The 14,925-nt window shown below is 36.5% G+C and carries 12 protein-coding genes; 5 read left to right on the forward strand and 7 right to left on the reverse strand.

Features of this window, described 5'->3' with window-relative positions; translation table 11 throughout:
* Window positions 1-854: 854 nt before the first annotated feature.
* On the forward strand, window positions 855-1,367 hold the full coding sequence (locus AC1W31_RS18295) for a methylated-DNA--[protein]-cysteine S-methyltransferase (RefSeq protein WP_481735935.1): 513 nt from the start codon (window positions 855-857) through the stop codon (window positions 1,365-1,367).
* A gap of 120 nt (window positions 1,368-1,487) precedes the next feature.
* Here AC1W31_RS18295 and AC1W31_RS18300 read toward each other — a convergent pair whose 3' ends face one another.
* Together AC1W31_RS18300 and AC1W31_RS18305 are read right to left on the reverse strand one after the other, a co-directional pair.
* Window positions 1,488-1,940, reverse strand: coding sequence for a GyrI-like domain-containing protein (locus AC1W31_RS18300; protein WP_481735936.1), 453 nt, complete (start codon window positions 1,938-1,940; stop codon window positions 1,488-1,490).
* 120 nt (window positions 1,941-2,060) lie between these two features.
* Window positions 2,061-3,017: a helix-turn-helix transcriptional regulator gene (locus tag AC1W31_RS18305; protein WP_481735937.1), complete on the reverse strand. Its 957-nt coding sequence runs from the start codon at window positions 3,015-3,017 to the stop codon at window positions 2,061-2,063.
* 153 nt (window positions 3,018-3,170) lie between these two features.
* Here AC1W31_RS18305 and AC1W31_RS18310 point away from each other — a divergent pair, with 153 nt between their 5' ends.
* Both AC1W31_RS18310 and AC1W31_RS18315 read left to right on the forward strand, forming a co-directional pair.
* Entirely contained in the window at window positions 3,171-4,508 is a 1,338-nt protein-coding gene (locus AC1W31_RS18310; RefSeq protein ID WP_481735938.1) for an APC family permease, read from the forward strand.
* Window positions 4,498-4,863 (forward strand): ribosomal maturation YjgA family protein, encoded by a 366-nt coding sequence (locus tag AC1W31_RS18315; protein WP_481735939.1) that lies wholly within the window; start codon window positions 4,498-4,500, stop codon window positions 4,861-4,863. Before AC1W31_RS18310 ends, AC1W31_RS18315 begins: the two co-directional genes overlap by 11 nt.
* Window positions 4,864-4,931: 68 nt before the next feature.
* Here the strand turns inward: AC1W31_RS18315 and AC1W31_RS18320 are convergent, their stop codons facing one another.
* The 4 genes from AC1W31_RS18320 to AC1W31_RS18335 form a co-directional block, all read right to left on the reverse strand.
* Window positions 4,932-5,927, reverse strand: coding sequence for a THUMP-like domain-containing protein (locus tag AC1W31_RS18320; protein ID WP_481735940.1), 996 nt, complete (start codon window positions 5,925-5,927; stop codon window positions 4,932-4,934).
* A gap of 344 nt (window positions 5,928-6,271) precedes the next feature.
* Window positions 6,272-7,696, reverse strand: coding sequence for a TolC family protein (locus tag AC1W31_RS18325; RefSeq protein WP_481735941.1), 1,425 nt, complete (start codon window positions 7,694-7,696; stop codon window positions 6,272-6,274).
* Window positions 7,697-7,775: 79 nt separating this feature from the next.
* Window positions 7,776-9,134: an HlyD family secretion protein gene (locus AC1W31_RS18330; RefSeq protein ID WP_481735942.1), complete on the reverse strand. Its 1,359-nt coding sequence runs from the start codon at window positions 9,132-9,134 to the stop codon at window positions 7,776-7,778.
* Window positions 9,135-9,229: 95 nt separating this feature from the next.
* The gene (locus tag AC1W31_RS18335) at window positions 9,230-11,404 is read right to left on the reverse strand and encodes a peptidase domain-containing ABC transporter (protein WP_481735943.1); all 2,175 of its coding nucleotides are present in this window, start codon (window positions 11,402-11,404) and stop codon (window positions 9,230-9,232) included.
* A gap of 229 nt (window positions 11,405-11,633) precedes the next feature.
* Here AC1W31_RS18335 and AC1W31_RS18340 point away from each other — a divergent pair, with 229 nt between their 5' ends.
* Window positions 11,634-14,048: a DUF5686 family protein gene (locus AC1W31_RS18340; RefSeq protein ID WP_481735944.1), complete on the forward strand. Its 2,415-nt coding sequence runs from the start codon at window positions 11,634-11,636 to the stop codon at window positions 14,046-14,048.
* A 9-nt stretch (window positions 14,049-14,057) separates the two neighbouring features.
* Here the strand turns inward: AC1W31_RS18340 and AC1W31_RS18345 are convergent, their stop codons facing one another.
* Complete coding sequence (locus AC1W31_RS18345; RefSeq protein WP_481735945.1) at window positions 14,058-14,252, reverse strand: AbrB/MazE/SpoVT family DNA-binding domain-containing protein; 195 nt, start codon at window positions 14,250-14,252, stop codon at window positions 14,058-14,060.
* Between the two features lie 171 nt (window positions 14,253-14,423).
* On the opposite strand from AC1W31_RS18345, the gene AC1W31_RS18350 reads away from it, so the two are divergent.
* Entirely contained in the window at window positions 14,424-14,912 is a 489-nt protein-coding gene (locus AC1W31_RS18350) for a (2Fe-2S)-binding protein (RefSeq protein WP_481735946.1), read from the forward strand.
* Window positions 14,913-14,925: the final 13 nt, after the last annotated feature.

Consider the following 14,925-nt stretch of genomic DNA (forward strand, 5'->3'; position numbering starts at 1 on the left):
TATCGACAAAGATACTGGTTTCTGTTTATTGTCATTACCAAAAAACAATGCCAGACCGTAAAATACTGATTCTCTTTACTAGATGTTTCTTAATAAAAACTTTGTGGTGCTAGAAAAATGAGATTTATTTCTCTTTTCTATGCTTTCTGCATTTAGTAAACAATATAAATTAAGCAGGGTTTTTTATTAGGCATAAATATTTGATAATCGGGTTTCTTTCAGAATATCTAACATCGAATAGCGAACAATAGGAATGTTATAAAAGCTAGGGAACGCTTTTTATTCATTGAATATCATTTCTTCACCGCTAAAGTTTGCCATAAATAGAATACCGTATATAGAGAATGACATAACTTACCGAAAGTTAAACCACATTATTGAACTTTAATTCTGAAAAGTTATGTCGCAGTCTATAAGTTTCCCAATTTTTGAAATTGATGAAAGTTGATGACTAGATGATGATCACTTTCAGTTATTTCACTCAAAGTAGGCTCTTCACGCATTAAAATTACTTTCCTGACCGAATGGGGTCGTAATTCGAGAAGACAATCAGCGTAATTACGGTCTAAAAACCAAAGGCATTCTTGGAAAGAAAAGTTTTTTGGGATAAGGATTTTATAGGTCATAATTTGAAAATTGTAGTGCGAATTAGACCATAGATTATACAGATTTACACAGATTTTTTTTAAATTTTTATCCTTGTAAATTTGTTAAATCTCAATTCCATTGCGGGGTAATCCGTGGTCTAATTTATCAGAAGATTTTATTAACTTTCGTAAGTTACGGAATTGAAATCTGTTAAAAATTCTGCAAATTGCGAGAAATGTACCACGGATTTCCGAATCCGTATTTTTATGGAATCAACAATTTATACAAAATATATCAATTCGCCTTTGGGGGAATTAGAAATCTCTGCTACCGAAGATTATTTGACTTCTATTTTATTTGTGGAAGCGCAGAAAAAACCAAGTCCACGTAAAGTTGAGACGGATTTTGTGCCTGAAATTATTAACCAATATAACCAACAAATCTCCGAATATTTTGCGGGTACTCGCAAAGAATTTGACCTTAAAATTCAACACGTAGGTACCGATTTTCAGAAATTGGTTTGGGGAAAATTAGAAACAATTCCTTATGGGAAAACGATTTCATATTTAGAATTATCTCGAAGAATTGGCAATGAAAAAGCCATCAGAGCCGTGGGAACGACCAACGGAAGTAATAAATTCAACATCATTGTTCCTTGCCACCGAGTGATTGGCTCTAATGGTTCTTTGGTGGGTTACGGAGGAGATTTATGGAGAAAAAAATGGCTTTTAGCGCATGAAGCAAAGGTTTTAGGGAATTATCAGACGAGTCTGTTTTGAGTAATTGATGGCACACGGATAAACCCACAATGGAATTTGGATTAGACACGGATTTTAATGAAATAGCGGAATAAAATACATTTATATCCGTGTCCAATCCCTAAAACCCGTGTGCCATACCTATTTAACGGAGATAAAAATATCTATTTCTGCTTCCATGGGATTGTGAGATTTTGTACCATATACTTCAAAATCAGTCGAATAGGTGCGTTCTAATTCTTTATTCTCCCAAATTTCCGTCCATTTTCCATACACACATTCGGGCATTTTCCCTTTAGCCGCAAAGATTTCGTAATTACTGGCAGGGATAATTTTGCCAACCATCCCCGCTGGAATTTCGTCTAATGTACTGACATGACAACCGACGATGGCGGTATAATCGCCTGTGTAGTCGCTTTCGTAATCGGTATAAATTCCGTAAACATCGTAGGAGCTTTTGTTAGGGATTTTCTCGAAAATATCTTCGCTCATAAATTTTGCCCAAAGGTTTCCTATATCCTTTCCGCCAACGTTATTATTAGTTCTAACACTGATTCCGATAACATTAAAAGCTGATTCTGAATGATTTGACATGGGTTTTGTGTTTTTCTGTAAAACTACCAACATGGAGTGACAACAGTATGTCAGCAGGGTTTGGGAAATTGATGGGTTCAGTAAGGACGAATCGCATTCGTTCACAGTCGCCCGACCAAATTAATTCACATACTTTCTATACAAATTCTCAATCAAAAATTTCACTCTTTCGCTCAATTCTTGGGGAGAAATAATCTCCACAAAATCACTAAACATCAATATCCAACGGGCGAAACCTTCGATGGAAGAGGTTAAGAAATCTACCGTAAATTGTTCATAATCAGCTTCTTCCTGATTGATAAAACCATAATAATATTTCTGTTCTTGAATATGTTTCAAAACAGATTTATGAACCTTAATTTTTATCGAAACCATTTTTTGTTGGGTTTCTATCTGCTTTAAATAGTTTTGTAAAGAAGGATGAGTATTGCCCCGAAAGAGCTTGTGGGTGGGCAATAATTCAACAATTCTATCAATTCGAAAATCTCGATAATCGTTGCGGAGTTGACAAAAAGCGATTAAATGCCAATGATTACTAATGTAACAAATGCCGATGGGTTCGATATAGCGTTCGGAACTTTGTTCTTCGTTGCGAGAAAAATATTGTAAATTCAACACCCTTTTCTCGGAAATACTTCTCAAAACTACCTGTAAAATATCATGTTGGAGTTTTGAATGAACAACACTTGGATGACCAATTATTTCGATTCGCTTCTCAATATCTTCCAAAAAATCCTTTTCAGTGGTTTTAAGAACTGCTTTTACCTTATACATGGCCGACTTGAAATGTTGGTCAGTGGTGTTATCGGTGAGTTTTGTAATTAATTTCTCCGCCATCAAAAATGCAGTAGCTTCTTCCTTCGTGAACATCACGGGCGGGAGTCGGTATCCATCCATGAGCCAATAACCCACACCCGCTTCACCCACCACGGGAACGCCCGCCTGTTCCAAAGAACGGACATCACGATAGACCGTGCGAAGGGAAATCTCAAAACGTTCCGCAATTTCTTGGGCTTTTACGATTCGTTTTGATTGAAGTTGAATGAGGATTGCGGAGAGACGGTTTATTCGGCTCATTTTTAAAATTTTAAAGGGTATTTTATCTCATAAATGATAATTTATTTCCATCAAATTTATGATTTCTGATGGCTAATTTCTAATTTACAGTAGGAGAATTTTTTAAAATAGTTACCTCATCATCAATCCACAATAAAGACCCCAAACCAAAATATGAACTACAAAAATAAACTTAATCTGTTTGATACTGTCATGCTCGTGATAAGTCTGATTATCGGCATGGGAATTTTTAGAAATCCAGTTGAAGTGGCCAAAACTGCCCAAATCCCTTTCATTTTCTTTTTAGCGTGGATTTTAGGAGGAATTATCAGTTATTTGGGAGGCCTCACCTACGCAGAAATTGGTTCTCGTTATGCCGTAAAAGGTGGTTTTTACAAAATTTTCTCCTATTGTTATCACCCTGCTTTTGCTTTTATGGTCAACTGGATGATTGTGATTTCCAATGCGGGAGCGGTTTCCATCGTGGCAATGGTTGGTGCGGAATATATCAACCCGATTTTGATGCCCGAATCGCTGCAAAATCCTTTGGGAATTAAGATTACTTCCATCGCCACAATTGTAATTTTATACGCCATTAATTTCGTAGGAATCCGCCTGTCCGCCAAAACGCAGAATGTGCTTTCGATGATAAAAATCGTATTGATGGGACTTCTGATTTTGACAATTTTTGGAAATCATACGACGCCAAAACCCGCAAATACGCTCCTCAGTTCTACTTGGGAATATTCAGATTATTTCAAAGCCTTGGCACTCAGTTTTATTTCTATTTTCTTTACGTATGGTGGTTATCAACAAACGATAAATTTTGGAACGGATATTGACAATCCTTCTAAAAATACACCCAGAGGCATTTTTATTGGATGTGGCATTGTGATGTTTCTGTATCTGGCGATAAATTATGCGTATTACAGCGTTTTAGGAATTGATGGAATTGCCAATTCAACTTCTTTGATTTCTGATTTGGCAAAGGTGTTTTTTGGTGAAACAGGCTCGAGAGTTACCTCGGTTTTGCTGTTTATTTCCGTTTTAACTTTTGTAAACTCTTCGATGCTGACGAATCCACGGGTGTATTATGCGATGGCTGAAGATGGCGTTTTGCCCAAGTTTTTTAGCAAACAAAACGATAAAACACAAGTCCAAGAAATTGCTTTGACGGTTTATGCCAGTTTCTTGATTCTAATACTATTTTTCGCCGATTCTTTCAAAGAATTACTGAATTATGTGATGTTTTGTGACTCAATTGGCATGATAACTTCGGCCTTTACGATTTTTATTTTACGTAAAAAACTACTCAAAACATCAGAAAATCTTTATACCATTGGCTTTGGGAAAGTGCTTTTTCCAGCCATTTTTATTGTTACTTATACCCTTGTTGCGGCCGCTTCGTTGTACAGTAATGCCGATAATTTACCCACGGCGATTGGCTTGTTTTTGGGAGGATTACCGCTATATTATTTAATCAAGAAAATTATGCCCCAGTATGAAAAATAGGCTAAAATTCTTACTAATGGCCTTTTTGATGATTCCAATTGGCTTAGCAACTCGCACGTATGGCAATGAATTTATGAAACTTTACGTGGGCGATTCGTTATGGGCAATGATGATATATTTTGGGTTTAAATTTCTCTTTCTAAGTCAATCTTTGAAGGCATTTTGGGATGCTTTATTTTTTTGTTTTTTGATAGAATTTTCCCAATTATATCATGCTCCTTGGATTGATAAGATTCGTCAAAACCGTATGGGAGGATGGATTTTGGGATTTGGATTTCTGTGGACTGATTTAGTGGCTTATTTGGTGGGAATTTTGGGTGGGTTTTTGGTTGAAAAAAAATACTCAAAGATATAACCGCTGACAGGGTTTTTAGCCGCTATCAGGGTTTTGGACTCGCACTCCCTGACAGCGGTTAATGTGAATTATAATTTCCTACAAACAATCACAATCTTCTGATTTTGAGCATCCGTAGTGGCAAAAAGATACTCACTTCCGCCGTCCGATAATTTCAATTTATCCCGAATTTGTTGCACCGTCAACGGGAAATTTCTGATGGTAATATTGGCTTTATTCTCCCATAAATGCTTTGATATTTCTTTCTTATCTAACTTACAAACGGCAATAATTTTAAATGTTCTTCCTTGGAAATTTTCGACTAATTTTTCCGAAGTATAAAGATGACTATGCGGTGCAATCTTCTGTAAATCAAAGTGTTGTGCTACAAACCTAAATCCTCCTGTCTTCATGATGGCCGCATTTGGCTCGTATAAATATTGTTTGGGCGCACTTAATTTTATACTTGCATTTTTCTCTTGTAATTTGGTGAAAGATAGAGGTTTTGAATGCTGTTTTGTTAGATTGACAGCATTTAGAATTACCTCATTTAAATTGTTTTTACTTAAATGAAATAAAACTTCCTTGACTTCATTGTCCACCGCTACTACATACACCTGAGAAACATTTCCTAAATCCAAAATGGCTAAATCAATATCCAACATCGGGGAGGCTTTTAGGAGAATATTGTCTGTATATTCAAATAATAAATCCTTGATTGCTAAGATATTAGGTTCGCAATCTTGCAGTCGTACCACTTTGATTCCCGTATCATCCCGGCGATGTGGGTCGAGATAAATCCATGAATTTTGATTAGAATTAGATAGGAGTCTCGTAGATAATTTTTCCACTGAATTTCCTTCCACAAATTCTACACGTTTAATGCCTAATTGCTCAAAATTGTATTTTGTAATGTTCAGTAAATCAGTATTTTGTTCAAAATAAAGGGCTTTTTTGAAGTTTTTGCTCATGTACGCAACGTCTACGCCCATGCCGCCTGTGAGGTCGATTAGGGTTTCGCCAAATACTAAATTTTCTTTGAATTTTGCCGTAATTTCAGAAGAACATTGCTCGACAGAAAGCATTTTGGGAAAGATAACATTCTCATTTTCAAACCATTCTGGCAATTTTAACTTCGCTTTTTGACGAGCTTTTATTTGTAAAACTAAATCAGGAATATTGAGTTTGGGATATTTTTTAGCCTGTAAAAGTAAGGCTGTAATCTCAGCATTTTGATGATTTTTGACGAAGGTTCTTTCGGCTTCGGAGAGGGAATATTTATTTTCTGTTTCGATAAGATATTTAGTAAAAATGGAATACAGATTGAACCCGCAATGGAATTGGGATTTGACACGGATTATATTTCATTCTTCCAATCTATATTCCTTTCATTAGTCTTACAAATTTAACCCTTCTCCTCCACAAATCATTACAAAAGTTCCGTCAAACCTGCCATATAGGCCAAATTTGCCAATGCTTTTTCGTATTTGCTCTTCAACGATTCGACTTTTGTTCGCATTTCAATCAATTTACTTTCACGGGTATTAATCAAAAATAAGGTACTTTCGCCGATATCAAATTTGCGTTGTTCTGCCCGAACCAAAATCTCTTGGTTTCGAGTGGCATCTTCTTGAACTTTTAATTGTTTCTCATAGTTCCGAACGTCATTATAGGCTGCATAAACATCATTTAAAATTTCACGACGAGTTAAATTGAGTTCAAAACCCGTTGACTGTTGCTTGATTCTGATTTGTTGAAGTTTACCCCGTTCTTTTCTCAAGAATAAAGGCATGGCAAATTCAAAGCCTAATTTATGATTATCTAACGAAAAAGAGTTCTTGTTATCGTAAATTGGCTTGTTCGCAAAACCATCCGCAATGAAATTAAAATTGGCATTAAAAACAGGCTTTAACATTTCTTTTCTAAACCGTTCTTCTATCTGCAATTGGTCAATTTTAACATTAATTTTTTGAATTTCAGGGTGTTGTAATTTTGCTTGATTGACTAATGCTAATAAAGTAGTCTCGTCAATTCGGCGAATTCCTGCTATTGGCGGCGATGCATCTTCGGGTAATTCAAGCGGAATTTCATTGGTCGACCACAGATAATTGGACAATGCCAAACGATTATTTTGCAGGTCAATATTGGCTTGTTGTAGCGCTACTTCACGGTCTTGCAAAGTGATTTTTGCTTCAACTGAATCAATCGTTGCCTGTTCGCCCACTCTTGCACGCTCACGAGTAGCGATAAAGCGCTTGTCTGCCAGGTCGTATCCTTCTCGAATTAATTGTAATTGTTGGTACGAAAACCACCAATCCCAATAGCTTTTAGCAGCATAATAAATGGTAGAATTTATCAATTTTTGGCGTTCAGCTTCGGCATAATTTCTGCCCAATTTTGCTTGTTTTAAGGTGTTGCGTCGGGCATCAATCACTAATCCTTGTCCGATTGGAACGCTCAAACCTACCACAATTAATTCAGGAGATTCTTCTGGCAATAAATATTTACCCGTATTTCTTTCGTATCCTAATTTGAAATCCACGCCCGACCAAGTGGGAATTTTCAAGATATTATCCCAACGATTGTAATAATCAGCTCCTTTGAAAACTTTTCGGTCGAAATAGGAGGTGAGTTTTGGGTCAAAAGCTCCTCTGGCTTGCATAATTTCCGCCTCGGCATCCCGTGGAAAAAGATTTGCTTGCTTGACTGTTGGATGATTTTTGAGGACTAAATTCTTGAAATCTTCGTAGCCAAAAGTGGTTTGGGCAGTGGTGGAAATAGTGGATGTTATCAATAAAAATAAAGCCTTTATTGATAATCCTTTTATTGCATACTTTTTTGTAAATCGACTCATTATGAAGTGTTTATGTTTTGTTTCAACTGGTAAGCGACTGACTTACGCTTACTGCTAACCAAAAACTGTCTACCGAAAACTATTTTTCTTTCAAAACCGCCTTTGGTTCTTTCTTCAAAGTAGGAGGAAAAGCATTGAGTTGTCGCCAGATTTCGTACCAAACTGGCACATCTTCGAGCATTACCCAACCCACCACGCCCGAACCCATGCGCAGTTGTTTGGGCCAAACTTGCTCGCCTTTTTTTATTTTTGGTGTAATTAAAAGTCGGTATTCGCCTTTGCCATTATCTACTCGGTCAATCACTTTCACGATTCCCCCAAAAGTACCCACGGAGGTAGAAGGCCAACCCGAAAAAACCAGTGAAGGCCAACCTTCAAACTGCATTCTAACTTCACGGCCAGGCTCAATCAGAGGCACATCCATGGCTCTCACGGTCATTTCAACGGCCATTTCGGGAGCGAAAGGTTGTAAAGTTGCAATAGATTCACCTTCTTTAATAGTCTCACCCAAACCCATTTTTAAAGCTTTTACGATGTATCCTTCTTGGGGCGCTCTCACAAAATATTGCCCTCGGCGAATGTCCACATTGGTGATTTTATTTTGTAATTGCGATAATTCATATTCACCCGCCGCCAACGAAGAAAACGCTGAACTTCGGTCAGATTGTGCCTTTGCAATTTTCTCGGCATATTCCGCATCAATCGAACTTAACTCAATTTTTGCGTTAATTAATTCCTGTCTCGAAATCGCCAATTTATTCTGATTGGAAACTAATTTTGCCCTCACTTCTTGCAATTTTAATCTTCTCGATTCCACTTCACTTAAGGACACTAATCCGCCATTATTGTATTGGTCTTCGCCTCGGTCATTACGAGTTTTGGCAATATTTACTTGCACCTGTTCCGCCAAAACATCGGTGCTATCTGCTGTTACTTTGGCGTACCCTTGCTTTACTTTATTCCGAGCTTTTTGAAGACTAAATTTATTGTTTTCTTGCAAAGCAACTATTTGATTATCAAGTGATTGAATCTTTAATTGATAGCTTTTGATGGCATCTTGTTTGGCTAATAATTGTTCCTGTAAACGCTGTGGATATCTTGGGTCGAAATACTCATCTTTCATCTCAGAAATAACCATTAACGTATCGCCTTTCTTCACCAAATCACCTTCACGCACGAGCCATTTTTCAATTTTCCCCGAAATAATATTTTGAATATTTTGGGGTCTATCTTTGGGCGTTAGGGCGGAAACTTCACCTTTGCCATTTACATTTTGTTGCCAAGGCAGAAATAAAGTTGCCAATAAAACAATGAGAATTACCAATAACCACCGAGTCAAAATCACGGCAGAACGGGGCGTATGTAAGGTTTTTAGTGAGTGTAAATCAAAATTTTCATTGATTTGCTTGGCTACACTTCTATTAGATATGTTTAGCATAATTTTGATGTTCGGTTTTCGATGTTTGATGTTCGGTTTTCGTTATTCGATGTGAGACTTTCGTAATTCGAATTACGAAAATCGAAGAACGAAAATTAATCCATAACCTCTTGAAAATCAGGATTTTTGATTAATTCTTTATAATTTCCATCCAACACAATTACGCCTTCGTTCAACACAATTACACGGTCGCAGGCAGCCATAATCATCGGGTCGTTTGAGATAGTGAGAAGAGTCCAGGGGTTTGATTTATCGGTTAAAAAAGCAATCGCACTCATGCGTTCTGACCTGTGTAATTCTTGGTAAATATCATTAATCATCAGCAATTTAGGTTTTTCAACTACGCAACGAGCCACCGAAATTTTGGCGACAAAACTCTCCGAGAAGCGCTTGCCACCCGCAATCATTTGAGTTCCCATTCCTTCGTCAAGTTCAGCAATATTTTCGTTCATGCGAAGATTTTTTAAGGCCCATTGAACGTCGGCAAGCGAAATTCCTGCCCTCCCCATTACGATATTATCCAGCATTGTTCCGTCAAAAATCAAATCTGTTGCCAAGCTTCTTTCAATCGCATCTCGGATTGAATCTAACTGTATATCCTTGATTGATAAATTGTTATAAGAAATTGAACCTTCAAAATCAGTAAATATTGCCGATAAAATTTTCAATAAAGTTTCTTTTCCTGAGCCATTTGTTCCCGTAATGCAAACACTTTCATTGGGTTTTATCTCAAGACTTACATTATTCAAAACCTTCTTATTCCCATCGGCATATCGATAGCTCAAATTCTGAATTTTGATGTCCAATCCATGATTCTCTTCGTGAAAATTAACGGCTAAACCTGTTTGTCTTTCGAGTGGTAAATCCGTAACGTGACCCATTTTTTCAATCGCCGTCAATAAGTCAAAGACTGTTTCAGTACCAGAAATAAGTTTTTCTACGGAATTGACCACCAAGACAATAATAATTTCGGAAGCCACAAATTGTCCCAAAGAGATTTGACGGTCAATAACCAAGCTTGTTCCTAAAATCAACAATAAACCCGTGATAAAAGCCTTGAAAAAGACGGCATTTCCGTAGAGATTTACCAAAACTTTATAATGTCTGGCTCGGTATTTTAAGTAATTATTCACCAAATAATCCATTTTTTGCATGGGCATATTGGTCGAACCTGCTGACTTGAAAGCGTATAAAGTTCGGGCAATATCTTCCAACCATTGGGCAACTTTATATTTGTATTTTGATTCCGACAAACTCGTTTCCATGCCTCTTGGAGCATTATAATATATCACAATGGTTACGATTGTGACGGTGATAAAGCCGAATGCAATGAAATAAGGGTGATAAAGTGATAATAAAAGTACCCCAAAAAGGATTTGAATAACTGCCGCAGTCATATCAATCAACACCTTTGGCAGTGCCTTCTGAATATTAACAATATCGAAAAAACGGTTCATTAATTCGGGGGCATACGAACCTAAAAGTGCTTCGGATTTCACCCGTGGAATCCTATACGTAAACTCAAAAGCCGCTTTCGTAAAAACCCTTCGTTGTAATACCTCCACCAAAGTCAATTGATAGATCTGCATGATACCCGAAATGATCACGCCCATAATTACTACGCCAATCAGAACATAGACCGAACTAAACGCCAAACCACCCGATACTAAACCAATAATTGCTTGAATACCAAGTGGTAAGGATAAACTGATGATACCAATAACGATGGCATAAATATAAATATAGCCAATATCTTTGCGTTCAGGGCGAAGCATTCTGAAAAGTCGCTTCAAAGGACTTAAATGTTCGGGTTCGTTACTTACGTTAATATTTTCGAGTGGATATACGGTCAGAAATCTAATTTTACCATTCTGAGAAGTATCAGAATGATGGGAAATTACTTGAGGATTAAAATCAGTATTTTCTGAAATTTCTTCAGCATAATTACCCTCATTTACTTGATAAAAGAAAGGTTTTTTATCCTTGAGTTTATGTCCAGCAACGATGACGTTTTCACCCTCAAAAAATAGAATGGGATGTTCAATATTTTTGAGTAATTGCGGGAATTTTTCTTTTGAGATATACTTTTCGACAAGGAGAAAATTTTGTTTTCGGGCAGTTTGAATTAAATCACTAATAAACATATTGAGTTCTCCAGAGGTGTATTTTTTTGCGTCTGAAAAGGCAGTATGTTGCGTGAAATTATCAATTTTACTTCCGTAAAACTCGGTTAGTTTCTTGACAATAAGGCTTAACTGAGTGAATTGCATATATTAGGGGATAAATAATTAAAGAAAATTTACGCTAAGGTAACACTTAAAAAGATATTCTGGTTTGTATGGATATATTAGAAAATTATTAGAATTATTTTTCGTATAATTCACAGTAGAACTATGAATATTTAATGATTTCAAATTAATACTCTCAAAGTTTGTGCGTAATTTTATACGCTCATACTTACCTGCCTAAATACTTCAATCCAGAAACAGAACAATTCAAATGCTTCAAAGACTTTTATTAAACTTTACAGTATCCTTTTTTTTGCTTTATACCTCTGATTCACAGGCTTTTAGTGGTAAATCTGTGGACTCTATTTCGGTGAAAAATATTATTCAAAGAGCTATTGAAGCTGCCCCAGCACACGATAAATCTTATGCAAATTATACGGCAGAAACCTTTATTCAGAATTCGGGTAAGTGGACGAGAGTGCCAAATATCTGGAAATCTCTTTTGGTAAACGAGGGAATTGAAGAAGGGCTAACTTATCAATCAGAATCTTTTGCAAAATTTTCGGTTAATAATTCAAATGAATACCAGTTTGATTACCAGGCGATTAGAAATAATTATCATGCCGAAGTACGTCCCGATAAATTAGTAAACCCCAACTTTTATAAGTCCATTTTAGGCACTGGTGCCATTTCTCCCCTTTCCCCAAAAGCATTTAATTATTATGAATTTGTGTTAACCAATACGGTTGAGTTGCAAGGGGTGAAAATTTATCAAATCAGGGTAATTTCTAAAAATAATAATGATGAAAAAGTTTTCAATGGAACTATTTCATTAACGGCTGATGATTATTCAATTCAACAAATAAATCTTTCGATAAGGAATTATGCCATTGATTATCAAATAGTTATTGATTTTGGGGCGCATTTTAATCAATGGTTACCCGAAAAATTTAATATCAAAACATCTGGAAGTTTAATGGGTTTTGATGGTGGGTATCAATATCTCGCTAAGGTTTGGAATTATCAAACCATCAAGCCAGAAGAGTCTACAAAACTCGTACGTCCTGCTGAAAGTGAGTTTTATGAAATTATCAATGTACAAGAACGAAACTTTGAAGTACAACAATTCAAGCAAGTGATGTCGGCTTTGGGAACAAACCTCAGAAATCAGTGGAGTGATGCCAATATTGCTTCGGGTTTAAAGCGTTATGACAAAATAAATGTCTTATCGGTGGCCGATGAACGAGTAACTAATTATTGGAATGAAGTAAAACAATCATCTGATTTTCAAATATTTACGCCAGATTTACCCATTTCAGGAAAGAATAAAAATACCCTTCCTTCTCAACCCGATGAATTCTCAACGTACCGACAAGCCAATCAGAAATTTGGGGTTGGAAGCATTCTTTTTAGTCGGTCGTATTTTTGGGGAAGTACCGAAAGAGGGTATTATCCGTACGAAATTTATTACAAAGCTCCCCTTTTAGATTTCAATTATAATACCGTTGAAGGCTACGTTTTCAATACGGGAACGATATTTAGGTACCGCAAAAATCGGTATGATTGGTGGGAAATTGACCCAACTTGGCGCTATTCCTTAACGCAAAAGCGTTCAATGGGCATGGTGAAAATACGTTGGAAAACGCAGAAGGAGGATTTTAGCATTTCGGGTGGAAAATTTGTTTCGCAATACAACGTAGATACACCAATTGCCTTCGATTTGAACTCGCTTTCAACCTTATTGTTGAAAAAGAATTACGTTAAAATTTACGAAAAAGATTTTATCAATATCAGTTTCAACGACCGTTTTTCAAATACTTTTGGTATAAAAACTTCCTTAGAATGGGCAAGAAGATATCCCTTGCAAAATACTATCGACCATTCTTGGGTTGACTTTGGGAACGCTGACTATATCCCTAATTTCCCTAAAAATCAAGAAATTGGCGCTACTGAATTTAAAACGAATGATGCTTTTATTGCCAGTTTTCAAATCAATTACCGACCATTTTTGAAAAAACAATATCGGAATAATATTCGCTCGGTTGATTTTGCTTCATCGCCCTTGATTACGTTCAAATATCGGGGAGCAATTCCAAATGTATTTGGTTCTCAAATGGATTTCCATACGATTGAACTGGGAATTACGCACAATTTTCCGCTGAGTATAAACACCAACTTCAACTACATTGCTCAAGTAGGAACTTTTATTAGTGCCAATAATATGACCTTTGCCGATTTCAAGCATTTTAATGGAAATAATAACATGGTTTCCATTGGTGATGCTCTCACAACGCATCGCTTGGTTGGTTTTTACGATAATTATGTTTGGGGAGTGAGTAAGAAATTGATTGACCAATACTTTTATTCCACCAATGGTTCGTACATTGACATTATGACAATGGTGGGCTTGCGGAAATTTGCTTTAACGCAATTACTTCCCATCAGACGATTGGGTATCAGAGAAGAGTTTTTTGCTAATTATTTATACACCGCAAAAAACAACGTTCACAACATAGAATTTGGTTATGGAATTGACGGAATTGCTCGAATTTTGCGAGTAGAGGCAGTTTTTAATTATAATAATCTTGGAATTCCAAAGGCAAATAATGGTTTGGTAAATACCCAATTTGCCATTCGTTTGGCCTTGAATTCAAGGGTGCGTGGAGGGGTTACGCCTGAATGGTGAGGTTAATATTTAAACATTTCTCATAAGGTTTTGCATACTTGTTCGCAAGCAACCATCACGAGCTTTCTTTTTAGTTGAACGCAGCATGAGTGAATCGCCCAAAACTTCCATTTCAACTTCATCTGTAATGCCACAAGTTATTAACATCGTTTTAGGAATCAATACGCCGTTTGAATTCCCAATTTTTCTGAGTGTTTGTATCATTTTTAATATTAACTGATGTTGAAACGAATGTAAAAACTTTTGTGGTAAATTTGTAGATATTTGATTCTTTTTTCAGATAAAGTAAAAAATTATATTAATATTTTTTTAATTTTATAAAATAAATTAACTAACTGATAAACAAACGATTAGAAATTAAAATCTGACAATATCATGGCAAAGTATAATCTTACCGTAAACGGAAAAAAATACAACGTTGACGCTGATTCAGACACACCACTTTTGTGGGTAATTCGTGACTACGTTGGCTTGAAAGGCACAAAATTTGGTTGTGGAATGGCGCTTTGTGGTGCTTGTACGGTGCATCTCGACGGTCAGCCGATTCGGTCATGTTCAACTCCCATTTCAACGTTGAAATCAACCAATAAAATCACCACGATTGAAGGAATTTCTGCTAATACCGACCACGCTGTTCAAAAAGCTTGGATTGAAGCCCAAGTTCCGCAGTGCGGTTATTGTCAATCGGGGCAAATTATGTCGGCGGTGGCATTATTAAAAGAAAAATCAAGTCCAACGGATGAAGATATTGATTCTGCAATGTCGGGTAATATTTGTCGTTGTGGCACCTATCCACGCATTCGCCAAGCCATTCATCGGGCTTCGGAGATGATGAAAGAAGGAGGGAATTCTACTGGCAAATAGTTTTTTAAACAAC

The organism is Arcicella sp., assembly GCF_964672035.1.

Coding starts and splice junctions, on each gene's coding strand:
- AC1W31_RS18295 (WP_481735935.1), top strand. CDS start 855: ATGGAATCAACAATTTATACAAAATATATCAATTCGCCTTTGGGGGAA.
- AC1W31_RS18300 (WP_481735936.1), bottom strand. CDS start 1,940: ATGTCAAATCATTCAGAATCAGCTTTTAATGTTATCGGAATCAGTGTT.
- AC1W31_RS18305 (WP_481735937.1), bottom strand. CDS start 3,017: ATGAGCCGAATAAACCGTCTCTCCGCAATCCTCATTCAACTTCAATCA.
- AC1W31_RS18310 (WP_481735938.1), top strand. CDS start 3,171: ATGAACTACAAAAATAAACTTAATCTGTTTGATACTGTCATGCTCGTG.
- AC1W31_RS18315 (WP_481735939.1), top strand. CDS start 4,498: ATGAAAAATAGGCTAAAATTCTTACTAATGGCCTTTTTGATGATTCCA.
- AC1W31_RS18320 (WP_481735940.1), bottom strand. CDS start 5,927: ATGCTTTCTGTCGAGCAATGTTCTTCTGAAATTACGGCAAAATTCAAA.
- AC1W31_RS18325 (WP_481735941.1), bottom strand. CDS start 7,696: ATGAGTCGATTTACAAAAAAGTATGCAATAAAAGGATTATCAATAAAG.
- AC1W31_RS18330 (WP_481735942.1), bottom strand. CDS start 9,134: ATGCTAAACATATCTAATAGAAGTGTAGCCAAGCAAATCAATGAAAAT.
- AC1W31_RS18335 (WP_481735943.1), bottom strand. CDS start 11,404: ATGCAATTCACTCAGTTAAGCCTTATTGTCAAGAAACTAACCGAGTTT.
- AC1W31_RS18340 (WP_481735944.1), top strand. CDS start 11,634: ATGCTTCAAAGACTTTTATTAAACTTTACAGTATCCTTTTTTTTGCTT.
- AC1W31_RS18345 (WP_481735945.1), bottom strand. CDS start 14,252: ATGATACAAACACTCAGAAAAATTGGGAATTCAAACGGCGTATTGATT.
- AC1W31_RS18350 (WP_481735946.1), top strand. CDS start 14,424: ATGGCAAAGTATAATCTTACCGTAAACGGAAAAAAATACAACGTTGAC.